The sequence below is a fragment of the Deltaproteobacteria bacterium genome (genome assembly GCA_016933965.1).
Lineage (GTDB): Bacteria > Desulfobacterota > Syntrophia > Syntrophales > UBA2210 > JAFGTS01.
On record JAFGTS010000044.1, the window covers coordinates 46,736 to 72,126 of the forward strand.

A 25,391-nucleotide genomic window follows, 5' to 3' on the forward strand; every position below is an offset into this window, starting at 1 on the left:
GGGTCCGTGATCATGTTATGAGGGGATTCAGGATCGAGCGCATCAGGGGGACCTGCAGTTCGATCGCCCCTTCGGGACACACTTCCTGGCAGCAGTAACAGCGAATGCAACAGGAGTAATCGTGATGGGGCGGTTTTGAGCAGTCCCCATCGAACCACAGGAGGGCTTTCGGCACGGCGGGGCACATCTCGACGCAGAGGCCGCAGCGGATACATTTCCTTTTTACGATGACCGGCTTCGGCACCAGGGCATTGCTGAGGAATCGTGTCATACCCCCCTTACGGTACGGCCTGATCGGAGAGCGGTCAACGTCGAAGTCCGAACGCACCAGTGAGGAGATATCATCACCGAGCAGGTCGATTTCCTCTTCCTGAAAGGTGCCGAGGCCGAAATGCCCGCCGTACAGGATGGCGGGGACGAGCCGGAAATTGAGGTCGACAAGCCTGCATGCCGTTGCGTCGAGCGCCACCGGGTCGGAGGAAAGGAGGATCACGCCCAGTCGCTTCGGTGTCCCGCTGCCCGGTCCGTTGCCTTCCATTGCGTCGATCCCGTCCATGATGAACAGGCGAGGGTTCACGAACCGGGCCACATCGACAAGCATTTTTGCGAAGTCCATCGCATCGGACAACTTCACGTGATATTCGCCCTTCAGGATTCCCGGAATGCAGCCGAACTGGTTCTTGACGGCGCCGGTGATCTTCTGAAACCCGTGGGTCTTGAACTTGGGGAGACTGATGATCCCGTCGCTCTCAAGAACGCCGCGGGCGACAGTGAACGTGCGGTTCTGTTTTCCCTCGGGGAAAGAGACCTCGACCCCGGTCCTGAAATCGGCGATACCGATAGCGAGGTCCCGGGCGACGGCTGCCAGACCCGCTCTGCGGGCGGCGTTCCTGAAACCGCCGATGGCCGGTGAATCACCATAGCTGACAACAGCCCCCGCTTCGAGCGCCGATTCGGCGACGGCCCTGAAGACGGCGGGATGGGTGGTCACGCATTTTTCAGGGGGGGATGCCGAAAGAAGGTTCGGTTTCAGAAGGACCTTTTCCGTTTTATCGATGAAATTCTCCATTCCGCCCAGCAGGGAAAGCCCCCGCGAAACGGCCGCTTTTACCGTCCCGGGTTCATAACTGTCGCAGGCAATGATCGCCACTGTCGCCATCGGAAACCTTCCCTCGCCGGCTGTTTTTGACGCATTTCACACATTGTGAGTACTTTTGTCCCGTTTGTCAATCGAATCGGTCCGGCAGGACGTTGTCGGGTACGGCCTTCCTGAAGAAGGGAACATCTTTCGCCGATAGACAGTGTTTTCTTTTTGTGATAGGTATTGACGACTTCGTAAGCATTATACGGTTCAGCGACGGTCGTACCGGCTGCCATGACCTGCCGAGGGATGGGTGCCGGCGGCGGGAGATGGAGATAATAATGGGGATCCGGAAGATCGGAATTATCGCGAACAGTGAGAAGGAAAATGCCGTTCATCAGTCGGAACGCCTCCGGGACTGGCTTGTCGAAAGGGGGGTGCAGGTGTTTCTCGACGAGGAAACGGCAGGCATGCTGGACCTCAAAGGGGGCATCCCGCGGGACCGCCTGGCGTCTCTCACGGACATGATCATCGTTTTCGGGGGTGACGGAACGCTTCTGCGGGCGGCTCGCTCGATCAGAAAATCCCAGGTCCCGCTGGTGGGGATCAATCTCGGCGGTTTCGGGTTCATGACCGTCATCAACCTGGGTGACATGTTCAATGCCATGGAGATGATCCTCAAAGGTGACTATCAGACATCCCGGCGGATGATGCTGGAAGCATCCGTAGACGGCGTGGAACACTCGGCCCTCAATGATATCGTCATCACCCGGGGAAGCCTCTCGCGCATGGTCGTCCTGGAAACGTTCATTGATGGAAAGTACCTGACCACTTACAAGGCGGACGGTCTGATCATCTCGACCCCCACGGGCTCGACGGCGTACTCCCTGTCGGCGGGAGGCCCCATCGTCAAACCGGAACACTACTCGATCATCATAACGCCCATATGCCCGCATACGCTGACGAACCGGCCGATCATGCTTCCTCCCGAGGTGACGATGACCGTCGTTGTCATGACACCGGAGCGGGGGGTATCCGTAACCCTTGACGGACAGGACCTCTTCGAACTGAGATCGGGCGACCGTGTCATGATACGGAAATCGCCCTATGACATACACCTTGTCGATTCACCGTTGCACGATTACTGGGAGATACTGCGAACAAAACTCGGGTGGGGCGGGTTGCCGTAACATCATGCTGCGAGAGCTTACCATCAGGCATTTTGCCATCATCGATGAGCTGAGGTCATCCTTCACGGAGGGGCTCAACATCATCTCCGGTGAGACGGGGGCCGGGAAATCCATCATCATCGGAGCCGTCAGCCTGTTGCTGGGGGATCGGGCATCGAGCGATCTTATCCGTTCCTCTGAAGATTCGGCAGAAGTGGAAGCCCTTTTTGATGTAGAGAACGGAACGGTGAAGGAAACGCTGCAGTCCATGGATCTGCCCGTCGAGAATGAACTCCTGCTGAGACGGGTGATCTCCCGTTCCGGCAAGAACAGGATATATATCAACGGAAGGCCGGCGACGGTGAACATGCTGTCCGTTGTGAGCGAATTCCTGGTCAACATCTGCGGGCAGCACGAGCACCAGGTCCTCATAGATGCCGCAAGCCACATCGATATCCTCGATGAATTCGGCGACCTGATGCCGCCCAGATCGAGCTATGCCCTGCTGTTTCGGGAATATCAGGCGCTGAAAAAACGCCTCGGCGAGCTTACGGCCCTGAATGCCGAAAAGAAGTCCCGCGAAGAACTCCTGCGGTTTCAGTTCCAGGAAATAGAGGCGGCGGGATTGACGCCCGGTGAGGATACCCTTCTGCGGGATGAAAAAAAGGTCCTTGCCAACGCGAAACGCCTCGAAGAACTGGCCGGCGAGGCCTTTGATATTCTGTATGCATCGGAGGGCGCGGTCCTGGAGCGTCTCGACCGGGTGTCGGCCGCCCTCGGTGAAGTGAGATCGATAGACGGAAGCTTTCCACTTTCGGTCGAAGACATGGAATCGACACGGTACTCCCTCGAGGACGCGGCGCTGACGATCCGCGACTATCTGAAACGTGTTGTCTCCGACCCGGGCCGTCTTGAAGTCATTGACGAGCGGCTCGAATCCATCGGAAGGATGAAGCGGAAATACGGCGTGACCATTGAGGCGATCTTTGAAAAGAAAGGGACCCTCGAGCGGGAGCTTCGGAACATGGCATCGCTGGAGGAAGAGCTGATGTCACTTGCTTCGGAGATCTCCTCAATGGAAAAGATGCTCGTGACGAAGGCGGAGGAACTTTCTCTTCAGAGAAGAGCGGCGGCAAAGGTCCTTACGGAAGCCGTAGAAAAGGAGATCCGCTCCATGAAAATGGAGAACGCCGTCTTCGAGGTGCTGTTCCGGCCGGCAGCTGATGAGGCCGGCGGTCCCGTCCTCCATGAAAAGGGGACGGACGATATCGAGTTCTATCTCACCACCAACCCGGGAGAATCCATGAAGCCCCTGAACCGTATCGCCTCGGGCGGCGAGCTCTCCCGCATCGTCCTGGCCATGAAAAAGGTTCTCGCCGGAACGGCATCGGTGGGGACCGTCGTCTTTGACGAAGTGGACAGCGGTATCGGCGGCGCGGCGGCTGAAGTGGTCGGTGAAAAGTTGAAGGACGTGTCGCATCATCATCAGGTCATTTGCATAACGCACCTGCCGCAGATTGCCTGCTTCGGCGATTCACATTTCCGGGTTTCAAAGGAGGTGCACGGGGGCAGGACGCAGACACGGATGGATCGTCTCCGTGGGGATGAACGGATCGAAGAGATAACGCGGATGCTCGGTGGTGTCGAGATCACCGAGAAGACCAGGGCCCATGCGGTGGAGATGCTCAGGAACGCGGGGAAAAGATCGCGAACGGCGACCCCCGCCGCAAAGGGCCGGCGTGAACATGAAGTCCCGGGTGACGGGGCGCAGAGGTGAAGAAAAGGGACGGCGAATGCTTCGAAAAGCAAAGGTCAGTGACGCAAAGATCATACATCGCCTGATCAACGAATCGGCGCAGAAGGGGGAGATGCTTCCCCGGTCCCTGATGGACATCTACAGCAGCCTCCGGGATTTTTTCGTGTTCGTTGATGAAAAAGATGATGTCCTTGCCGGCCTCTGCGCCATGCACATTTTCTGGGAGAACCTCGCCGAGGTCCGTTCTCTCTACGTGAGGGACGAATACCGGAAGAGAGGCATCGGCAGGGCCCTCGTGGAGGCCTGCGTCTCCGAGGCGATCACTCTCGACCTGATGCGCATTTTCACCCTGACCTACCAGACGGCGTTCTTCAGCACTCTTGATTTTAAGATCATCGACCGGGCGACGCTCCCCGAGAAGATATGGTCCGACTGCTTCAAGTGCCCCAAATATCCCGATTACTGCGACGAAGTGGCAATGATACTGGAATTGTGAGGTGAGACGACGACGTGCGGAGACGAACGGGGATACACGGTGTTTCAGGATGGTGGAAAACAGCGCTGTTGCTGGTCTTCGTTCTCGTTGCCGTCACGGGCTGCGAAATCCCCCCGGAAAAACCGCCGCTCGAGGTCCCGCCCGCCGTTCCCTCCCTGATCCGGGTCGAGCCCGGTGAAGACCTTGTTTTCGATGATGACCTTGATCCCGGTTCCCTCGAACTGGCGGTCCTGAGAAGTCTTGACTATTACCAGCGGCTTCCCGACGATCGGCTGTTTTTTTTCGGCGGGATCCCCTATACCGTGCAGGAGCTGAAGGAATCCCTCAGGGACTTTCTCACGATCGTAAAAACCAGTTCCACACCGGCAGAGCGAAGCCGGAAACTGCGCAACACCTTTGATCTATACCGGTCCGCAGCGGGAACGGCCGGGGACGCGGTCCTCTTCACCGGGTATTATGCCCCCGTCCTTGAAGGATCGCTCACGCAGACCCCCGTATTTGCCTATCCCATTTACCGGACCCCCGATGATCACATCGTGATACATCTGGGGCGGTTCGATGAAAAACATGCAGGGGAACGGCTTATCGCGAGGCTCGATGGGAACGAGGCGGTTCCCTACTATACGCGCGGAGAGATCGATATCGAACAGTGCCTCCGCGGGCGCGGCCTCGAACTGGTGTGGCTCGCCGACCCGGTCGATGTCTTTTTCCTGCATATTCAGGGGTCGGGCCTGGTCAATCTTCCCGACGGCCGCCGGCTGACGGTCAGCTATGCCCAGTCCAACGGTCATCCCTATCGGAGCGTGGGAAGGCTCCTGATGGAGAGGGAAGGACTCACGCCGGCTCAGGTTTCAATGCGGGGGATCAAGGAATACCTTCGGGAGCGCCCCGATGAAATGCTCCGGATCCTGGCCCACAACGAAAGTTATGTCTTCTTCCGGATCGTCGAAGAGGGACCCATTGGCTGTCTCGATGTTCCCGTGACCCCGGGACGAACGATAGCGACGGACCCGGCATATTTTCCCCAGGGAGCCCTTGCCTTCATCAGATTGAAAAAGCCGACCGTAGACAACGACGGAAATATCGTGGACTGGGTATTCTTCAGCAGATTCGCTCTGAACCAGGATGCAGGCGGCGCCATCAAGGGACCCCGGCGCGTTGACCTTTACTGCGGTGACGATGCCTATGCCGAGATCATGGCGGGGCATCTCAGGCAGGAGGGCGAGCTGTATTTCCTGGTGAGAAAAAAGTAAGTATTAACAGATTATTGTCTTTCGCTGCCGGCGGGGAATGCCGCACAATGAACACTACAGAAGAAAAAATAACCAAAACCTGCGCCAATACTATATTTTTGCTTGATTGTTATTTTTCTTTGTGTTAGAAATCCAAGCAACACGGAATGTTAAGGGACATTGAAAAAAGAGGGGGAGATTCATAAGCAGCGTGCGTACGTGGTACCATGAAATGCAAACCATTCTATGACGGAATGGTACATGCGGCCTCGGAGCAGGGAGGAGGTTTCATTTCGGGTACTGCCAAATACAATTCCATAAAAGGAGGACGGGAGTATGACAAAGGCCGAATTAGTAGCAGCAATGGCAAAAGATGCAGGTGTAACCAAGGCACAGGCTGCGAAGCTGTTGGACTCTTATGTTACCAATGTGGCTAAAGAGCTCAAGAAAAACGGCAAGCTTGGTCTGGTTGGTTTCGGGACCTTCTCCGTGGCGAAGAGGAAGGCGCGGACGGGAAGGAATCCTCAGACCGGCGCCAAAATAAAGATTCCGGCCAAAAAAGTTGTCAAGTTCAAAGCTGGAAAGGCGCTTGCGGCAAAAGTCTGATTCAGCACGGATCTTCCATGTGAGGCCCCCGGTTTCAGTGAAATCGGGGGCCTTTTTTTCGGCTGAGTGCCGGGCCGGAGCACGACGGGATAGAGGGATGCAAGATCAAGGAAATTGACAGATTCCGATCGAATCTGCTATACATCCTGACGCACCGAAGCAGCCGTGCCGTCGGCCGGCGCCGGGTGACATAATACACAGAGGTTCGGATGGTGAAGGGTAAAAGGATTTTGAGCGGCATGAGGCCTACCGGAAGGCTTCATCTGGGCAACCTTCAGGGGGCCCTCAAAAACTGGGTCGATCTGCAGGATGAAGGAGGGTACGACTGTTTTTATTTCGTTGCCGACTGGCATGCCCTGACGAGCGATTACAAGAACACGGGCATGATCAGGGACTATACCATAGATATGGTCATAGACTGGCTCACCGTCGGTCTTGATCCCACGCGAAGCACCATATTCGTTCAGTCCGCCGTGAAGGAACACGCCGAGCTGTTTCTCATCCTGTCGATGATCACACCCATGCCCTGGCTCGAGAGGAACCCCACCTACAAGGAAATGAGGGAGGAGCTTCATGACAGGGACCTCTCAACCTTCGGCTTTCTCGGCTATCCCGTTCTGCAGGCGGCGGACATTATCATGTACAAAGCGTACGGTGTGCCCGTGGGCGTCGATCAGTTGCCCCATGTTGAATTGACCCGTGAGATCGCCCGGCGATTCAACTTCTTCTATGGAGAGGTCTTTCCCATACCTGAACCGCTCCTTACGGAGGTGCCGAAACTTCTCGGGATCGACGGGAGAAAAATGAGCAAGTCTTACGAAAACGCCATATATCTCAGGGACCGCGGTGATGAACTGAGGCAAAAGATACTTTCCATGTTCACCGATCCACAGCGGCAGAAGAAGAACGACCCCGGCAGACCGGAGGTATGCAATGTCTTCGCCTTTCACAATATCTACACGGACCGGGAGGAAGTACAGGAGATCGAAGCGGATTGCAGGAGCGCCCGTATCGGCTGCGTCGAATGTAAACAGCGGCTTGCCGGCCGTATTGAAAAAGAAATGGCGGGGATTCATGAACGGCAGGACTATTATCTCGCCCATATCGATGAGGTACGGGAGATCATCACGGCGGGGAATGAGGCCTCCGGCAGGATCGCCCGGTCCACCATGGAGGAAGTGCGGGAAGCCGTCAGGATCTGAAGACGGCGCGGCGGCAGTTCAGAGGGACCGGACCCTGAAGGCAAAGGGCCTGGATCGTTGAGAAGCATCACCGGTAACAGACATGACCTATGAGATTAAACTGGACGTATTCGAAGGTCCGCTGGATCTCCTTCTGTACCTCATCAAGAAGAACGAGATAGACATCTACGACATTCCCATCGCGCTCATTACGGAACAGTACCTTGAATACATAGAGGCAATGAAATCGCTCAATCTCGACCTGGCGGGGGAATACCTGCTGATCGCCTCGACGCTCATTCACATCAAGTCGAGGATGCTGCTCCCCGTCGATGAGGAAGGGGATGAGGAGGACCAGGAGGACCCGCGCAGCGAGCTGGTGCGGCAACTCCTCGAATATCAGGCCTTCAAGGAGGCGGCCCTGAATCTTGAGCGGCTGACGCTTTTGGGACGGGATGTCTTTGACAGGGAAGCCGGTCCGGACGAAGAGACCGACGACGGGGATATGCCCATACGGGAGATCGGGATCCTGGAGCTTGTGGCGACCTTCCGCCAGCTCATCGCGTCCGTAAAGGATTTTGAATCGATGGCGATCGACGTCGAAAAAGTATCGCTCACGGAACGGATCGCGCAGATCATGGATGAACTCCAGCGCAAAAAAGAGATGACCTTTGTGGAACTGCTCGGTGAAATGGCGAACCGTACGCGGGTCATCTATACGTTTCTGGCGATCCTTGAACTTATGAAGCTCCGCCTGGTGCGGACCTATCAGGCCGTGCCGTACGGCCCGATTCGCATCTGTCTCGCGGTGGGTGAATAAATGAACCAGATCAAGGCGATAATAGAGTCCCTCATTTTTGTATCCGAAATGCCGCTCACGGTGGAAAAGCTGCTCGAGGTGATGGGGAACGAGGTGAGCCGTGAAGACATTACCACGGCCCTCGATGACCTGGTGAGAGAGTACGCCGGGAGACAGGGGGGGGTTGTGCTGCGAAAGGTAGCCGGCGGGTATCACTTCAGAACGGCGGAAGAATGCGCTTCCTGGGTCAAAAAACTGAAAGCCGCCAGAGCGACGAGCCTTTCCCGTGCCGCCCTGGAGACGCTGGCGGTGATCGCTTACCGCCAGCCCGTCCTGCGGTCGGACATAGAGAAGATCCGCGGCGTCGATGCCAGTGGCGCTCTGAAAGGTCTTCTGGAAAAGAACCTGATACGGATCGTCGGGAGAAAGGACGTACCCGGCCGGCCCATCATGTACGGTACGAGCAGAAGGTTTCTCGAAGTGTTCAGCCTGAACGACCTTTCCGAGCTCCCCACCATGAAGGACCTGGAAGAACTTGAGGAATAGAAACCCAATGGGAGAGCGCCTCCAGAAAATCATCTCCCGCGCGGGGATCGCATCGCGCCGTGAAGCGGAAAAGATGATCCGCGAGGGACGTATCAGCGTCAATAATGTCATCGTGACGGAACTGGGCAGCAAGGCCGACATCAGGTCCGATGAGGTACGGGTGGACGGCAGGCTCATAGCGGCGGGAACACCCGACCTGTATATCCTGCTGAACAAGCCGAGAGGGTATGTAACGACCATGAGAGACCCCGAAGGACGGCCCATCGTGACGGACCTCGTCAGGGATATTTCTGAACGGCTCTTTCCCGTCGGCAGGCTCGATTATGACTCGGAAGGTTTTTTGCTGCTCACCAACGACGGTGAGTTCTCGTACCGGATCCAGCATCCGAAATTTGAAATTTCCAAAACCTACCTCGTCAAGGTGAAAGGCGCCGTCACCGGTGATGCCATCGGCCGCGTCAGTGCGGGGCTCTGGATCGACGGAGGCCTCTTCAAGCCGTCCGCTGTCGGGATCGAAAAGAAGAACCGGAAGAGCTGCTGGCTGAGGATCGAAATATCCGAGGGGAGGCACCGGATCATCAGAAGGGTTTTCGAATCGATGGGTCTGCCCGTCGTGCGTCTCATCCGGACCGCTGTCGGCGGGCTGGAGCTGGGGCACCTCAAACCCGGAGAATACCGCCATCTGAGTGAAAAAGAGGTCAAGCGGCTGCTCGATCGGGGCAATATCGGAGATAGACGAAAAATATCTTGACTTTAGTAATAAAATAAACAATATGTAAACCCATTAGTCTTTTTGAGCGAAAAGAACAGTCATCGTGTTGATGGTGAACCGTATAATTTTGACCAGTCTCAAAAGAAGGGGGTTTTATGAACAAATCTGATTTGATCGATGCTCTCAGCAAAAAAGAGGATTTGACGGAACGCCAGGCAACGGAGGTCGTCAATCTTATTTTTAAGGGTTTCAGCGATGAGCTCAAAAAAGGCGGAAGGATCGAGATCAGGGGATTCGGGAGCTTTGTCGTGAGAAACTATGGCGCCTATGCGGGGAGAAACCCGAAAACGGGAGGAACAATTCAGGTGACCCCCAAGAAACTGCCGTTTTTCAAAGTGGGGAAAGAACTGAAGGAACGGGTAAATTCCGGAAAGTAGTCTTGGGTTCAGTACAGCCGCCGCGGGAGGCCGTTACCGGTCATGCATGAGGCGGCGGAAAGTGTGTCATGATCTATCAAAGGGGAGAAATCCCCTTTTTTATTGTTCTCTTAACGGGTCGGGTCCCTTCTTCCGGTGATTACAGTGACAAGGCGACAAAGTGACAAAGCGACAAGGCGACAAAGTGACAAAGCGACAAAGCGACAAAGCGACAAAGCGACAAAGTGACAAAGCGACAAAGCGACAGAGTGACAGAGTGACAGAGTGAAAAGCCACCTTTGATAAAATGCCGCACCGAAAGCCCCCCTTTGATAAAGGGGGGTTGGGGGGATTTTACATACAAAAATCCCTCCCGGTCTCCCTTTGCAAAGGGAGGAGAAAAATTCTTGAACCCCATCCGTTTCAATGGCCGCTTTAAAAGGGATGCACATCCGGGTACCCTTTCATTTTGATGATTTCTCCGTGCCCATATGAACGGGCGGCTCACTTTTTACTCGACAGCCAATGGGAGAGCATTTACAATACAGCCTCAGGTCCCGGCGGCTGTTGTGGATATGCCGTTGGTACAGCGGAGTTGCTCATGAATTATGAAAGGATGAAAAAAACAGAGCTGGTCGCGGAACTGAAAAGGCTTCGGAACGCCGGGGCGGGTCCGCCGACGTCCGCTGCTGGGGTCGACAGTGACCGGAAGGAGCTCTACAGTAATTTCTTCGAAGAATCACGGGATGCCATCATCATCGCCGGCAGGAACGGCAAATTCATTGATTTCAATCAATCCGCGCTGGACCTCTTCGGCTATACCCGGGAAGAGATGATGAAGATGAGCGTCCGGGACTTTTACATACATCCCTCCGATCGCGCGAGGTTTCTCAAAGAGATAGAAAAGGACGGGGCGGTTACGGATTTCAACGTCGAGCTGCGGAACAGGGACGGCAGGCCAATGGATTGCCTGGTCAATATGACCGTCAAGAAATCGGCTGAAGGCGTGATACTGGGTTATCAGGGTATCATCCGGGATATCACGGAGCAGAAGCAGGCGGAAAAGCTCTACAATGTTTTTGCCAACAGCTCACAGACCGGTGTCTACATCATACAGGACGGAACATTCAAATTCGCCAACCCCCATGTACTGAGTTATTCGCGCTATCACAAAATGGAGGACCTGCTCAAGGTCGATCCTCTCAGCATGGTGCATCCCGATGACCGGGACCGGGTGAGAGAGAACGCCGTCAGCATGCTCAAGGGTGAGAAGAAAACCCCCTATGAATACCGCCTGATCACGAAGGACGGGACAACGAGGTGGATACTTGAAACGGTGACCTCCATGGAATATTACGGCAGGTGTGCCGCGATGGGAAGTTCCATGGACATTACGGCGACCCGTATCGCACAGGAGAAGCTCGACGAAATGAAGCAACTTGAATCGTCGATCCTGGCCGCCATACCCCATGCCGTTATCGGACTTGAGAACAGGCGCATCATATTCGCCAACGACGCGGTGGAAAAGGTCTTCGGCTGGAAACCTTCCGAACTGATCGGAAAGCTGACGCGGACCTTCTACCGGAGCGATGAGGATTTTGAAGAAATAGCGCGGCGCGTGTACCCGGTCCTTGAAGAACAGAGCACCTGTTCGGAAGAATTTCCCTGCCGCCGCAAGGACGGCACGGACATCGTCTGTCGGATCAATACCTCCAAGGTCGGTGATATCCTCCGGGAAAAACGGATCGTCGTCGTCTACGAGGACATCACCGAGCGCAAGCACGCGGAAGAGGCCCTTCGGGAAAGTGAGGAAAAGTACTCCGCCGTCGTCGAACAGGCCATGGACGGCGTGGTCATCATACAGGACGATGTCTATAAATTCGCCAACAAGGCCATGGCCGTCATGTCGGGATATGCCGTGAGGGAACTGGTGGGGAAACATTATCTCGACATCTTCGTGCCGTCCTGTCGTGACAAATTTTCAAAAGTATACCGGATGCACATGGCGGGAAAGAAGGTCCTGCCCGTACATGAGGCGAAACTCCTCTGCCGGGACGGTTCACAGAAAGACATAGAGATCGCCCTGGGGATCATCAAGCTGAACGAGAACCCGGCCGACATGTGGTACGTGAGGGACATAACGGCCCGCAAACGGGCCCAGGAAGAGCTGAAGAAAAGTTTTGAAAAACTTCAGAAACGGATGGAAGAAACGGTCAGCGCCCTGGCCTCGATCACGGAGAAGCGGGACCCGTACACGGCCGGTCACCAGCAGCGGGTTGCCCAGTTGGCCTGTGCCATCGCAAGGGAGATGGACCTTCCCGAGGCACAGATAGAAGGGATAATGGTCGCTGCCACGCTCCACGACATAGGCAAGATATACGAACCTTCGGAGATACTCAGTAAACCCGGCATCCTGACGGAGATCGAGTTCCTGATGATGAAGGTTCATCCCCAGATCGGGTACGACATCCTGAAAAATATCGATTTTCCATGGCCCGTCGCGCAGATCGTCCTGCAGCATCATGAGAAACTCGACGGCTCGGGATACCCGAAGGGAATTTCCGGAGATGACATCCTCCTTGAGGCGCGGATCATCGCCGTGGCCGACGTCGTGGAGGCCATGGCATCTCACCGTCCCTACCGGTCGGCACTTGGGATCGACGCGGCGCTGGAGGAGATATCGGAACAACGGGGAACGTTCTATGACCCCGCTGTTGTTGACGCCTGCCTCAAACTTTTCCGGAAAAGGAATTTTGAATTTGATTTTACCCCGCCTTCCGAAGCGCGCCGGCTTCAGAAACAGTAACGGCTCACCGGCCGTACCGTTCATTCAATGTTCCTGAAATCAAAAGGTTACGGAAACCACACCCGGTCTGCCGGTCCAGAATTTTATTGACGGGGGTCTTCTCCTGTATTAGGTTTCATTCAATGGAAGATACGATGTGCCCGGGAACAGGGGCATGCGGGTAACTAAAGGAAATCAGGGGGAGTATCATTCGGCTTCATGGCGGTAGAGAACGGGAGAAAGCGACTGTACATACGAACATTCGGCTGCCAGATGAATGTTCATGATTCGGAACAGATGGCGGTCCTGCTTGAAGATGCAGGTTTCACACGGACCGATCAGGTGGAGACGGCCGATCTTGTCATCATCAATACGTGCAGTGTCCGGGAAAAGGCCGAGCAGAAAGCCCACAGCTATCTGGGGCGGCTCCGGCGGCTGAAGAGAAGGAACCCTTCTCTCATCATCGGTATTGCCGGGTGTCTCGCGCAACAGTGGGGAGGTGATTTCCTCGAGAAAGCGCCCCACCTTGATTTTGTGCTCGGTACCCACAATATTCACGCGCTTTCCGAAGTGGTCGATGAGATACAGGGAACGGGAAGACGGGTCGTGAGAACGGACTTTCAGGAACAGGTGACATCGATCGGCATTCCGGTACCGGCCCGTCGTGAACAGGTAAGCGCATATGTAACAATAATGCAGGGCTGCAACAATTTCTGCTCCTACTGTATCGTCCCCTATGTCAGGGGCCGTGAACAGAGCAGAAGTGACGGGGACATCATGGAGGAGATCCGGATGCTGGCCGAAGGCGGCATCAGGGAAGTGACGCTTCTTGGTCAGAACGTGAATTCATACTGCAGCAACGGCAGCGGAAATCCCGATTTCCCGGAACTGTTGCACGAAGTGAACGATGTCGAAGGAATTGAGCGGATACGTTTCACCACGTCCCATCCGAAAGACCTGTCGGAAGAGCTGATGCAGTGTTTCCGGACGGTGGACAAGCTCTGCGAGCATATTCATCTGCCCCTTCAGTCCGGTTCCGATGAGGTTCTCACGCGAATGAACCGCAACTATTCGGCCGGGACCTATCTTGAAAAGGTGGCGCGTCTCCGGGATATCTGTCCGGACATCAGCGTATCGACGGACCTCATTGTCGGATTTCCCGGTGAAAGCGAGGCGGATTTTCAAAAAACTATTGACGTTATGGAAAAAGTGAGGTTTGATAACGCTTTTTCCTTCGCCTATTCCGACCGGCCCGGCATAGCCTCTGAGACGTATGGTGACAAGGTCGAAGATGGGGTAAAACGGGATCGGCTTCGACGGCTGCAGATGCTGCAGGAATGTCACACAATGGAGAGGAATCACGGGCTTGTTGGCAGGGTCGAGGAGATACTTATCGAAGGGGTCAGCAGGAACAGCCCCAACGATATAACAGGAAGGACAAGGACGAATAAAATCGTAAATGTTCCCGGTGATATTGAATTGACGGGTACGATCATCTCCGTCAGGATCACCGGTGCCTATGCACATTCATTGAGGGGCGAAGCACTCGATGAGAGGGAGGTACGGGGATGCTTATTCAGATGAAGGTGTTCGGACTGGCCATTGATCCCATAACGAGCACCCCCATCGTCATACTGAAGGATCTTGAGGAGAAGAAGGCGGTTCCCATATGGATCGGCCTGTTCGAGGCGAGTGCCATAGCGACGCAGCTTGAAAAGATAGATCTGGCGCGTCCCATGACGCATGATCTCATGAACGACCTTCTGCGGTCCCTGAATGTCAATGTGACGAAGATCGTCATCAACGACCTGCGGAACAACACCTTTTTCGCCGTCATACACATTCTGAAGGATGCGGCGAACATTACCGTCGATTCCCGCCCGAGTGATGCCATAGCCCTTGCCCTTCGAGCCAATGCGCCGATCTTTGTCGATGAAAAGGTGATCGAGAAGTCGACGAAGATCGACCTGGGGCAGTCATCACAGGAGCTTGACAAATATTCGAAGGACCAGCTGAAGGAATTTCTGGAAAATCTTTCAAACGACGCCTTTGGAAAATATAAAATGTAGAGGTGAGGAGATACATACCATCCGGCGTGGCGGTCATCATGAAGGAAGAAATTCGACGGCTGTACCTGAAGACAGGTGATCAGGTTTTTCACCTGCGGTATCCCGAATGGGGGTTCGGTGTTGTCGTGGAAGAACGCAATTCCTCGGTGGTCGGCGGCATGTCCTATGTAAAGATCACGTTCAGGGACGGCCACACCCGGGTGTTTGATAATAATTTCGCGAATTCATGCTGCTGTTACTATGCCGGCGTACGGCGGTGTTCTGATTGACCGGGATGAGTATTCCGCATCCCCGGGTGAGCGGCATATGAAGAACACGATGAAAGAAAGTCCTGACATGGCACAGGCGCTCAAGGATTTCGAATCCTATATCGAGATCGAAAAAAACTTTTCCCGTCACACGAAACGCGGGTATCTGGCCGATCTGCATCAGTTTCAGGAGTTTCTTTCCGAGAAGGGCATCACAAGCGTCGGCGAGGTGGACCGGTCGATCATCAGGGCCTTTCTGGCATTGCTCTATCGCAGGGAGAACAAGAAAGTGACCGTGTCAAGAAAGATAGCGAGCCTGCGGGCGTTCTTCAAATATCTGCTGCGCGAGGGAAAGATATCATACAGTCCCGCCGAAATGGTGCAGGCGCCCAAGGCTGACCGGTACCTGCCCACGGTACTGTCCGTGGATGAAATATTTTCGGTCCTGGGGATCGCTTTTCCCGGTGACCTCTTCGGGTTGAGGGACCGGGCGATAATTGAACTCATGTATTCGTCAGGTGTCAGGGTCAGTGAATTGACGGGCCTCAACGACGGCGACGTGAACAGCCGGCAGCAGGTGATGAAGATCCGGGGAAAGGGAAAGAAGGAACGGATCGTACCTGTCGGGAATCATGCCCTGGCGGCGATCGACGCATATCAGGCGAAACGGAAAGAGCTCTTCGGGGCGACGGAAGAGGCCCCTCTTTTCGTGAACAGCCGGGGTGGACGCCTGTCGACTCGCAGCGTGAGGAGGATCATCGACAAGTATATCCTGCAGAGCGGTGTGAATCGGAAGATCTCCCCCCATGTGCTGCGGCATACCTTCGCCACGCACTTGCTCGATGCCGGTGCGGACATGCGGGTGATCCAGGAACTGCTCGGTCACGAAAGCCTCTCGACGACCCAGAAGTACACATCGCTGAGCGTAAGCCGTCTCATGGAGATATACGATAAAAGCCATCCACGGGCACAGAAAGGGTAGCAGGAACGATGCACATGAAGGGAACAACCATTCTGACCGTTAGAAGAAACGGAAAGGTCGCCGTTGCCGGAGACGGTCAGGTGACGCTTGATGTGACCATTCTCAAGCACACGGCCAGGAAGGTGCGTCGTCTCTATCACGACAGGGTGATCGTCGGGTTCGCCGGGGCTACGGCCGATGCCTTCACTCTTTTCGAGCGCTTTGATCAGAAACTCGAGCAGTATAACGGCAATCTCCTGCGTTCGGCGGTGGAACTGGCGAAGGACTGGCGGACAGACCGGGTCCTTCGACATCTGGAGGCCCTTATGATCGCGGTCAGTTCCGAAAAATCCCTGATCATTTCGGGTAACGGCGATGTGGTCGAGTCGGACGACGACGTCATGGCCATCGGTTCCGGCGGCCCCTATGCACTCGCGGCGGCGCGGGGACTCATGCGGTTCACGGACATGACGGCTTCGGATATCGCACGGGAAGCAATGGGCATTGCGGCGGAGATATGCATATACACCAATGATTCCGTGACCATTGAAGAACTTTCGGAGGACGAGGAGGAAAGCGGGGAAAACAAGACGCCTCGAAGCAGAAAGTCATAATCGAACGGGTTTTTTCGTGCGGCCATCAACGGGGATATCACGTCGTTGGTGGCTTATTGCGTATGGCCTGTGAAAAAAAACAACAGAGGAACGCATGACATCAAGAAATTTGACACCGAGAGAGATCGTATCGGAGCTTGATAAATTCATCATCGGACAGGGAGACGCCAAGAGGGCGGTTGCCATAGCGCTCCGGAACCGGTGGCGCCGGCAGCAGGTTCCCGAGGAGCTTCGGGAGGAGATAGCGCCGAAGAACATCATCATGATCGGTCCGACGGGGGTCGGGAAAACGGAGATCGCGCGAAGACTGGCGAAACTGGACAATTCACCGTTCCTGAAGGTGGAAGCATCGAAGTTCACGGAAGTCGGCTATGTGGGTCGTGACGTGGAATCCATGATCCGGGACCTGGTCGAGATCGCCATTAATATGATGAAGTCGGAAGAACAGGAAAGCGTTGCCATCAAGGCGGCCGAAATAGCCGAGGAACGGATACTGGATATTCTGCTTCCCCCGCGGCGGATCGAGGCGCCGCAGCCGCCGGGCGCTCCGGAACCGGCGGAGGAAGCCCCCGCCGGCCGCGAGGCGACCCGGGATAAACTGCGGAGGCTGCTTCGCGACGGCAGGCTCGACGACCGCATCGTGGACGTAGAGGTCCTCGAAAGTCCCAGCGGTCCCATGATAGAGATATTTTCCTCCTCGGGCGTGGAGGATATGGGTGTCAATCTGAAGGAAATGTTTGGAAACATCTTTCCGAAGAAGAAAAAAACACGGAAGGTCAAGGTTCCGGAAGCCATAGAGATCCTGACCGAGGAGGAGGCACAGAAACTGGTCGATATGGAAAAGGTCACCCGGACGGCCCTCGAACGGGTTGAACAATCGGGCATCATATTCCTTGATGAGATCGACAAGATCGTGGGAAGCGATTCGAGCCACGGTCCCGATGTATCCCGGGAAGGTGTCCAGAGGGACCTCCTCCCCATCGTCGAGGGGTCGACGGTGAGCACGAAACACGGAATGATCAAGACGGACCATATCCTTTTCATCGCGGCGGGCGCTTTCAGCGGCTCCCGGCCCTCGGACCTCGTTCCGGAACTTCAGGGGCGGTTTCCCATCCGGGTGGAACTGGACCCCCTCGGCAAGGATGATTTCATCAGGATCCTGACGGAGCCTCACAACGCCCTGGTGAAACAGTACCGTGAAATGATGGCAACGGAAGGAATCAATGTCATCTATGAGGATGATGCGATCGAATCGATCGCCGAAGTGGCCGCGATCGTGAACGATCGGACGGAAAACATCGGCGCCAGGAGACTGTACACGATCATGGAAACACTCTTTGAAGAGATATCCTTCAATGCGCCCGACATGTCGGAAAAACAGGTCGTGATCAACGCCGTGTATGTAAATGAAAAACTGTCCGATATCGTTGAGGATGAGGATTTGAGCCGTTACATCCTCTGATCGATCGGATACCGGTGGGATCGATACGGAAGAGAGGAACATGATGGAGCAGGAAACGTTAGAAAGCACCATGCACAAGGCCGACGTCCTTCTCGAGTCTCTGCCCTATATCAGGCGTTTTTACAACAAGACCATCGTCATCAAGTACGGCGGACACGCCATGGCCGACGAAGACCTGAAGACCATGTTCGCCCGGGATGTGGTCATGATGAAATATGTGGGTATCAACCCGGTCATCGTTCACGGCGGCGGACCGCAGATCGGCAGTGTATTGAAAAAGCTGGGTAAGGAATCGAAGTTTGTTCAGGGTATGCGGGTGACCGACAAGGAAACCATGGATATCGTCGAGATGGTCCTGGTGGGGAAGGTGAACAAGGAGATCGTCGGGCTCATTAACCATCACGGCGGCCGGGCCGTTGGTCTGAGCGGCAAGGACGGAAGCCTCATCCGCGCGGAGAAATACCTGCTCACGGAAGAAAAGAAGAAAGACACACCGTCGGAGATCATCGATATCGGTCTGGTGGGGCGTGTTACGGAGATCGACGCCAATCTCATCAAGTCACTCGTTCAGGACGGGTTCATACCCGTCATTGCCCCGACCGGCGTCGGTGAGGCTGGCGAGACATACAATATCAATGCCGATATCGTGGCCGGGGAAGTGGCGGCCGCGGTGAATGCTGAAAAACTGGTTCTTCTGACCGATGTGCCCGGTGTCCTTGACGGGGACGGTTCCCTCATTCACTCGATCAGCGACACCCGGGCGAACGACCTTATCGGGTCGGGTGTCATCGAAGGGGGCATGTTCCCAAAGGTGAAATGCTGCCTCAAGGCGTTGAGGGGGGGTGTTCGAAAGGCCCACATCATCGACGGGCGATTGAAGCACTCCATTCTGCTCGAGATATTTACCGATCAGGGGATCGGTACGGAGGTCGTGTCGGACCGGACACCATGAGCAGGCTGACGGACAGGGAGACGATCGTGACTATGCAAGATGACCCCATCACACAGGCCGACACCTACATTATGAACACTTACGGGCGCCTTCCGGTCGTCCTCGTCCGCGGCAGGGGGAGCCGTGTCTGGGACTCGGAGGGACGGGAATATCTCGACTTCCTGGCGGGGATCGCCGTCTGCAGTCTCGGACACTGTCACCCCCGGGTGACCGAGGCTGTCAAACGCCAGGCAGACGTCCTCTGGCATGTGTCGAACATATATTATATCGAACCTCAGGCGCGGTTGGCCCGGCTTCTGGTCGAACATTCCTTTGCCGACAGGGCCTTTTTCTGTAACAGCGGGGCCGAGGCGAACGAAGCTGCCATCAAGCTGGCGCGAAAGTACGGCAATGAACGGGGACGGGGAGGACGGTTCGAGATCATAACCATGAAAAACTCGTTTCACGGGCGAACGCTTGCAACCGTGACGGCCACGGGCCAGGAAAAATTTCACCGCGGGTTCGATCCTCTGCCCGTCGGGTTTCGCTACGCGGCGTACGACGATATAAGTGCACTGGAACATGCCCTTACCGACAAGACCTGTGCCGTCCTGGTCGAACCCATCCAGGGAGAAGGGGGCGTGAGGGTGCCCTCCGAGGGGTACCTTGGGGACCTCCGGAAATTCTGTGATGAACATGAGCTCCTGTTGATATTAGATGAGGTCCAGACCGGCATGGGGAGGACGGGCAGTCTCTTCGCCTATGAGCAGAGCGGCATTGAGCCCGATATCATGACCCTGGCGAAGGCGCTGGGAAACGGATTTCCCCTGGGGGCGATGCTTGCCCGTGAGAACGTGGCATCCTGTTTCGAGCCGGGAAACCATGCCACCACGTTCGGCGGGAACCCGCTGGCCATGGCGGCGGGGATCGCTGTGATGGAAACATTACTCGACGAGAACATACCGGCACAATGCCGGGAAATGGGTGACTACTTCCGCGGTGAACTTGAAAAGCTGAAGAACAGAAGGTCCGTTATCCGCGATGTGCGGGGCCGGGGACTCATGGTCGGTGTTGAACTGGCCGTAGAAGGGGGGGGCATGGTCAGGGCCTGCCTTGAACGCGGGGTTCTGATCAATTGTACCTGCGGGAACGTCCTGAGGCTCGTTCCGCCCCTGATCGTTTCCGGTGATGATATAGACAGGGTTGTCAATGTTCTTGATGAGGTGATGATGGATTATGAATAAGGATTTATTATCACTGGACAGGCTCAGCGCCGGTGACTTCGATGTCATCCTCGATCGCTCCCGGGTCCTGAAGAAAATATTGTATGAGGGGACGCCACGGGATTCGCTCGCGGGGAAAACCCTGGGGCTGCTTTTCGATAAGTCTTCGACGCGGACGAGGCTCTCCTTCGAGGCCGGTGTAAACCAGCTCGGCGGAACGTCGACGTTTCTCAGCCGGCGCGATATGCAGCTCGGCAGGGGCGAAACGGTGGCCGACACGGCACGGGTCATGTCGAGATACCTGGATGGTATCGTGATCAGGACCTACGAGCAGGACCTCGTGGAAGAGTTCGCCCGATGGGCTTCGATCCCGGTCATAAACGGCCTGACGGACCTGGTACATCCCTGCCAGATCCTGAGCGACCTGTTTACCATAGAAGAAAAGAAGGGGACCTGCCGGGGGATAACCGTCGCATACATCGGTGACGGAAACAACGTGGCGAATTCATGGATAAACGCCGCGGGCAAGCTTCCCTTCAGGCTGAACCTGGCCTGTCCCGATGGATATGACCCGGACGGGCCGCTCATGGAACGGGCCTTGAATGAGTCGCCCGAGGGGATCAGACTGTATCGATCACCCCGTGAAGCCGCCGCCGCCGCCGATGTCATCTATACCGACGTCTGGGCCAGCATGGGGCAGGAGGACGAGCGTGAACAGAGGATCGAACGGTTCAGGGAGTACCAGGTCAACCAGGCGCTTGTGGACTGTGCCGCCGATGACGTCATCGTGATGCACTGCCTTCCCGCGCACCGGGGCGAGGAAATAACCGACGAGGTAATGGAAGGACCGCATTCCGTGGTCTTTGACCAGGCTGAAAACCGCCTTCACGTGCAGAAGGCGATACTGGAGATATTAATGAGAGGAGAATAAACGGTGAAACAAGAGGTGAAAAAAGTCGTTCTTGCTTACTCCGGTGGGCTTGACACGTCGGTGATCGTGAGATGGCTCATCGATACCTACGGATGTGAGGTTATCTGCTTCGCGGCGGATGTGGGACAGAAAGAGGAGCTTGACGGTCTGGAGGAGAAAGCTCTCAATACGGGAGCAAGTAAAATATATATCGAAGACCTGCGCGAGGAATTTGTTCGGGATTTTGTCTTTCCCGCCCTGCGGGCGAACGCCGTCTATGAAGGGACCTATCTTTTGGGGACGTCACTGGCGCGGCCGCTGATCGCCAAACGACAGATAGAGATTGCACGAAAAGAAGGAGCCGACGCCGTCTGTCACGGGGCGACGGGAAAAGGGAACGACCAGGTGAGATTTGAAATGACCTACTATGCCCTGGAACCGAATATCCGGATCATTTCCCCCTGGAAGCTCGATGAATGGACACTGCGTTCACGGGAAGCCATGATCGACTACGCGGAAAAACATGACATACCGGTCAGCATCACGAAAAAGAGGCCCTACAGCGAGGACCGCAACCTTCTTCACATTTCCCACGAAGGAGGCATGCTCGAGGACCCGTGGGTCGAGCCCGATGAGGACGTGTTCGTCCTCTCAGTGTCGCCGGAAGAGGCGCCCGATGGGGCGACCTACGTTGAGATCGATTTCGAAAAGGGTAACCCTGTAGCCGTCGACGGCAGGAAGATGGGCCCCGCCGAGCTCCTCGATCATCTGAACGGTGTGGCGGGAAAGAACGGCGTGGGCAGGGTGGACATGATAGAGAACCGGTTCGTGGGAATGAAATCGCGGGGAGTGTACGAGACGCCGGGCGGAACCGTTCTCTGGGCGGCGCACAGGGCGTTGGAATCGATCACCATGGACCGGGAGGTCATGTTCCTGAGGGATTCGCTGATACCGAAATACGCCCAGCTCGCGTACAATGGTTTCTGGTACGCCCCCGAGATGGAAGTCCTCCAGGCGTTCATGGACGAAACGCAGAAGGATGTGACGGGAACGGCCCGTATCAAGCTTTACAAGGGCAATTGTATCGTGGCCGGCAGAAAATCGCCCCATTCCCTCTACAGCGAGGACTTTGCCACCTTTGACAGGGATGCGGTGTATGATCAGAAGGATGCCACGGGATTCATAAAGCTCAACGCCCTGAGAATGAGGATCCGGGCAATGCTGAACCTGTGACGCACGGCGCGGAACGCATCGGGAAACATTCCGGGACCGGATGAACAGGACCGGCGGAAGACGGCCGGGAAAAGGCGGGACACTCCTATGAGTAAAAGCAAAAAGCCCTGGGGAGGGCGGTTTCGGGAATCCACCGATCAGCAGGTGGAGGAATTCACCGCCTCCATCCACTTCGACAAGCGGCTCTTCCGTTACGACATCGAAGGAAGCATCGCCCATTGCAGGATGCTGGCGCGCAAAAGGATCGTCACGGCCGCGGAGTCGAAAAAGATCATAGCCGGCCTCAGGGAGATCGGCCGCGACATGGAAGAGGGAACCTTTTCCTTTCAGGCCGATTGTGAAGATATCCATATGGCCGTGGAGAAGGCCCTGATCAAGCGTGTCGGCGAGGCGGGCGGAAAACTGCACACGGGGCGCAGCCGGAACGATCAGGTGTCGCTGGATGTGCGGCTTTATCTGCGGAGTGAGGTGCGTGGGATACGGAAGATGCTGGGCGCGTTCATGGGGACGCTCACCGCCGCGGCCCGGCGGGAGCTGGACACGATCCTCCCGGGGTACACCCACCTCCAGCGGGCGCAACCGGTCCTGCTGGCCCATTATCTTCTTGCCTTCCGGGAGATGTTGCGGCGCGATAGCGAGCGGCTCGAGGAATGCCTGGCGAGGATCAATGTCATGCCTCTCGGTTCGGCGGCCCTCGCCGGTACGGGGATCCCCGTCGACCGGGAATACGTGGCACGGCTCCTGAAATTCCCCGGGATCTCCCGGAACAGTATGGACGCCGTTTCGGACCGTGATTTCATTGCCGAGTTCATCTTTGATGCGGCGCTGCTCATGATGCACCTGAGCCGCTTCTGCGAAGACCTGATCATCTGGTCGAGCGACGAGTTCGGTTTCGCGGAGATTTCCGATGCCTTTACGACAGGGAGCAGCATCATGCCGCAGAAAAAGAACCCTGATGTGGCGGAACTCATCAGGGGCAAGACGGGACGGATCTACGGTAACCTCGTCACCCTGCTGACGGTGCTCAAGGCATTGCCGATGACCTACAACCGGGACCTTCAGGAGGACAAGGAACCGCTCTTCGATACGGTCGATACCGTGAAGGCCTCGCTGTCGGTTCTCGACGCCATGGTGAAGAAGGTACGGTGGAACCGGAAACGGATGCGCGAGGCGGCGACGGAAGGGTACGCGACGGCCACGGACCTCGCGGAATGCCTCGTGAAAAAAGGCGTTCCCTTCAGGGAAGCCCACGGCATCGTGGGACGCCTGGTCGCGTATGCGATCGAAAAGGGAGTGCTTCTGGGTGACCTCGACCTGGACGAGATGCGACGTTTTTACCCGGCTGCGGATGAAGGGATATACCGGTGCCTTGACGTGGAACATTCCCTGCGGGCGCGGGCCGGTGTCGGGGGAACGTCAAGACAGTCCGTCCTGGCGAGGCTGAAAGAGATAGATGATGAAAAAGCGTCATAGAGCGGCCCTTCGGATCGCGCTTGCGCTTGCCCTGAGCGCGGTTCTCTTCATGTGTCCGGGATGCGGGAAGAAGGCGGATCCGATCTGCGCCGGGGCGGGGCATCGATTCCAGGCGGACACGGTGAAGACCTTTACCGCGGGAGAAAGCGCCGTACCCTGCCGGCCTGTTCAGGAGACCCTCTCACCCAATGAGTCCCGGGATCGCGAAGGATAGGTGACAATGGATTACTTCCATTATCGTGACAATCAGCTCTGGTGCGAGGATGTCCCGCTGAGTTCCGTGGCGGACGCGGTGGGAACGCCTCTGTATGTGTACAGCCATCGGACCCTGAAGCGGCATTACAACGTGTTTGACTCGGCCTTTTCCGATATTCCCCATATCGTCTGTTTTTCAGCGAAGGCCAATTCCAACATCGCTATCATGCGCATATTCGTCAGGGAGGGAAGCGGCGTCGATATCGTTTCGGGAGGAGAACTGTACCGGGCGCTTCACGCCGGCGCGGACCCGGGAAAGATCGTTTACTCCGGCGTGGGAAAACGAAATGACGAGATCGAATATGCCATCGAAAACGATATCCTCATGTTCAACGTCGAATCTCCCCAGGAGCTGAGGGTCATCAACGCCTGTGCCATGCGACTTGGCAGGCGTGCGCGGATATCGCTGCGGGTCAATCCCGATGTGGACCCGCTGACCCACCCCCATATCTCCACGGGGATGAAGGAGAACAAATTCGGCATAGACATCCAGAAATCTCTTGAGGAATACCGGGAGGCCCGGAAACTGAGCAATATCGACATCGTGGGGGTCGACTGCCACATCGGGTCGCAGATAACCGAAATATCTCCCTTCGTGGATGCCCTTCAGCGGCTCAGGAAATTGATCATCCTGCTCCGGGAGGAGGGTATCGCGATCTCATACCTTGACCTCGGCGGCGGGCTCGGCATCCCCTATAATCAGGAAAAGCCGCCCCATCCCGTTGAATATGCCCGGGTCATAATGGAACAATCCCGGGATATGGACTGCACCTTCATTTTCGAGCCGGGAAGGGTGATCGTGGGGAACGCGGGTCTGTTGATGACCCGGGTCCTCTTTACGAAGACGGGCGGTAACAAGAACTTCGTCATCGTCGACGCGGGCATGAACGACCTGATCAGGCCGAGCCTGTACCAGTCATATCATCAGATAAAACCCGTCATTGAAGGGGAGAAGAGCACCATCGTCGCCGACGTGGTCGGGCCGATCTGTGAATCCGGCGACTTTCTGGCGAAGGGGAGGGAAATCCCCCGATGTGAACGGGGAGACCTTCTGGCCGTGATGAGCGCCGGTGCCTACGGGTTCACCATGTCTTCCAATTACAATTCGCGGCCGCGGGTCGCGGAGGTCCTCGTCAGCGGTGACCGCTTTGATGTGATCAAAAAACGGGAAGATTATGAAGATTTGATCAGGGGCGAGGAAATGCCTGACTATTTGGCGATATCATGATAGAG

Annotated in this window: 25 protein-coding genes; 24 read left to right on the forward strand and 1 reads right to left on the reverse strand. The window is 56.0% G+C overall.

Annotation, left to right across the window (positions count from 1 at the left end):
• Positions 1 to 10 precede the first annotated feature (10 nt).
• Entirely contained in the window at positions 11 to 1,159 is a 1,149-nt protein-coding gene (locus tag JXO48_10820) for a DUF362 domain-containing protein (protein ID MBN2284373.1), read from the reverse strand.
• A gap of 251 nt (positions 1,160 to 1,410) precedes the next feature.
• On the opposite strand from JXO48_10820, the gene JXO48_10825 reads away from it, so the two are divergent.
• The 24 genes from JXO48_10825 (at position 1,411) to lysA (ending at position 25,386) form a co-directional block, all read left to right on the forward strand.
• Positions 1,411 to 2,271 (forward strand): NAD(+)/NADH kinase, encoded by an 861-nt coding sequence (locus JXO48_10825; protein MBN2284374.1) that lies wholly within the window; start codon positions 1,411 to 1,413, stop codon positions 2,269 to 2,271.
• A gap of 4 nt (positions 2,272 to 2,275) precedes the next feature.
• On the forward strand, positions 2,276 to 4,027 hold the full coding sequence (gene recN / locus JXO48_10830; protein MBN2284375.1) for a DNA repair protein RecN: 1,752 nt from the start codon (positions 2,276 to 2,278) through the stop codon (positions 4,025 to 4,027).
• Between the two features lie 16 nt (positions 4,028 to 4,043).
• Complete coding sequence (locus tag JXO48_10835; protein MBN2284376.1) at positions 4,044 to 4,502, forward strand: N-acetyltransferase; 459 nt, start codon at positions 4,044 to 4,046, stop codon at positions 4,500 to 4,502.
• Positions 4,503 to 4,516: 14 nt separating this feature from the next.
• On the forward strand, positions 4,517 to 5,755 hold the full coding sequence (locus tag JXO48_10840; protein MBN2284377.1) for an MltA domain-containing protein: 1,239 nt from the start codon (positions 4,517 to 4,519) through the stop codon (positions 5,753 to 5,755).
• Positions 5,756 to 6,070: 315 nt separating this feature from the next.
• The gene (locus tag JXO48_10845; GenBank protein MBN2284378.1) at positions 6,071 to 6,340 is read left to right on the forward strand and encodes an HU family DNA-binding protein; all 270 of its coding nucleotides are present in this window, start codon (positions 6,071 to 6,073) and stop codon (positions 6,338 to 6,340) included.
• Between the two features lie 209 nt (positions 6,341 to 6,549).
• Positions 6,550 to 7,542: a tryptophan--tRNA ligase gene (gene trpS, locus JXO48_10850; GenBank protein ID MBN2284379.1), complete on the forward strand. Its 993-nt coding sequence runs from the start codon at positions 6,550 to 6,552 to the stop codon at positions 7,540 to 7,542.
• A gap of 82 nt (positions 7,543 to 7,624) precedes the next feature.
• A complete protein-coding gene (locus tag JXO48_10855; GenBank protein ID MBN2284380.1) occupies positions 7,625 to 8,341 on the forward strand; it encodes a segregation/condensation protein A in 717 nt (238 codons plus the stop codon).
• The gene (gene scpB, locus JXO48_10860; protein ID MBN2284381.1) at positions 8,342 to 8,866 is read left to right on the forward strand and encodes an SMC-Scp complex subunit ScpB; all 525 of its coding nucleotides are present in this window, start codon (positions 8,342 to 8,344) and stop codon (positions 8,864 to 8,866) included.
• A 7-nt stretch (positions 8,867 to 8,873) separates the two neighbouring features.
• A complete protein-coding gene (locus JXO48_10865; GenBank protein MBN2284382.1) occupies positions 8,874 to 9,617 on the forward strand; it encodes an rRNA pseudouridine synthase in 744 nt (247 codons plus the stop codon).
• 116 nt (positions 9,618 to 9,733) lie between these two features.
• Complete coding sequence (locus tag JXO48_10870) at positions 9,734 to 10,015, forward strand: integration host factor subunit beta (protein ID MBN2284383.1); 282 nt, start codon at positions 9,734 to 9,736, stop codon at positions 10,013 to 10,015.
• A 580-nt stretch (positions 10,016 to 10,595) separates the two neighbouring features.
• Positions 10,596 to 12,800 (forward strand): PAS domain S-box protein, encoded by a 2,205-nt coding sequence (locus tag JXO48_10875; GenBank protein MBN2284384.1) that lies wholly within the window; start codon positions 10,596 to 10,598, stop codon positions 12,798 to 12,800.
• Positions 12,801 to 12,998: 198 nt separating this feature from the next.
• A complete protein-coding gene (miaB, locus tag JXO48_10880; GenBank protein MBN2284385.1) occupies positions 12,999 to 14,363 on the forward strand; it encodes a tRNA (N6-isopentenyl adenosine(37)-C2)-methylthiotransferase MiaB in 1,365 nt (454 codons plus the stop codon).
• On the forward strand, positions 14,348 to 14,848 hold the full coding sequence (locus JXO48_10885) for a bifunctional nuclease family protein (GenBank protein MBN2284386.1): 501 nt from the start codon (positions 14,348 to 14,350) through the stop codon (positions 14,846 to 14,848). The genes miaB and JXO48_10885 overlap by 16 nt, the downstream gene beginning before the upstream one ends.
• Before the next feature lie 38 nt (positions 14,849 to 14,886).
• On the forward strand, positions 14,887 to 15,117 hold the full coding sequence (locus tag JXO48_10890; protein MBN2284387.1) for a DUF3553 domain-containing protein: 231 nt from the start codon (positions 14,887 to 14,889) through the stop codon (positions 15,115 to 15,117).
• Positions 15,118 to 15,184: 67 nt separating this feature from the next.
• On the forward strand, positions 15,185 to 16,078 hold the full coding sequence (gene xerC, locus JXO48_10895) for a tyrosine recombinase XerC (protein ID MBN2284388.1): 894 nt from the start codon (positions 15,185 to 15,187) through the stop codon (positions 16,076 to 16,078).
• 14 nt (positions 16,079 to 16,092) lie between these two features.
• Positions 16,093 to 16,671: an ATP-dependent protease subunit HslV gene (hslV, locus tag JXO48_10900; GenBank protein MBN2284389.1), complete on the forward strand. Its 579-nt coding sequence runs from the start codon at positions 16,093 to 16,095 to the stop codon at positions 16,669 to 16,671.
• A 94-nt stretch (positions 16,672 to 16,765) separates the two neighbouring features.
• On the forward strand, positions 16,766 to 18,133 hold the full coding sequence (gene hslU, locus JXO48_10905) for an ATP-dependent protease ATPase subunit HslU (GenBank protein MBN2284390.1): 1,368 nt from the start codon (positions 16,766 to 16,768) through the stop codon (positions 18,131 to 18,133).
• A gap of 43 nt (positions 18,134 to 18,176) precedes the next feature.
• Positions 18,177 to 19,085, forward strand: a complete 909-nt coding sequence (gene argB / locus JXO48_10910) for an acetylglutamate kinase (GenBank protein MBN2284391.1) — start codon at positions 18,177 to 18,179, stop codon at positions 19,083 to 19,085.
• A gap of 32 nt (positions 19,086 to 19,117) precedes the next feature.
• Positions 19,118 to 20,308, forward strand: a complete 1,191-nt coding sequence (locus tag JXO48_10915) for an acetylornithine transaminase (protein MBN2284392.1) — start codon at positions 19,118 to 19,120, stop codon at positions 20,306 to 20,308.
• Positions 20,301 to 21,218, forward strand: coding sequence for an ornithine carbamoyltransferase (argF, locus tag JXO48_10920; protein ID MBN2284393.1), 918 nt, complete (start codon positions 20,301 to 20,303; stop codon positions 21,216 to 21,218). The genes JXO48_10915 and argF overlap by 8 nt, the downstream gene beginning before the upstream one ends.
• Before the next feature lie 3 nt (positions 21,219 to 21,221).
• Positions 21,222 to 22,430, forward strand: a complete 1,209-nt coding sequence (locus JXO48_10925) for an argininosuccinate synthase (GenBank protein MBN2284394.1) — start codon at positions 21,222 to 21,224, stop codon at positions 22,428 to 22,430.
• An 87-nt stretch (positions 22,431 to 22,517) separates the two neighbouring features.
• Positions 22,518 to 23,903 carry an argininosuccinate lyase gene (gene argH, locus JXO48_10930; protein MBN2284395.1) on the forward strand — a complete coding sequence of 462 codons (1,386 nt, stop codon included), beginning with the start codon at positions 22,518 to 22,520 and terminating at the stop codon, positions 23,901 to 23,903.
• Positions 23,884 to 24,117, forward strand: a complete 234-nt coding sequence (locus JXO48_10935) for a hypothetical protein (GenBank protein ID MBN2284396.1) — start codon at positions 23,884 to 23,886, stop codon at positions 24,115 to 24,117. The genes argH and JXO48_10935 overlap by 20 nt, the downstream gene beginning before the upstream one ends.
• 6 nt (positions 24,118 to 24,123) lie before the next feature.
• Complete coding sequence (lysA, locus tag JXO48_10940; GenBank protein ID MBN2284397.1) at positions 24,124 to 25,386, forward strand: diaminopimelate decarboxylase; 1,263 nt, start codon at positions 24,124 to 24,126, stop codon at positions 25,384 to 25,386.
• Positions 25,387 to 25,391 lie beyond the last annotated feature (5 nt).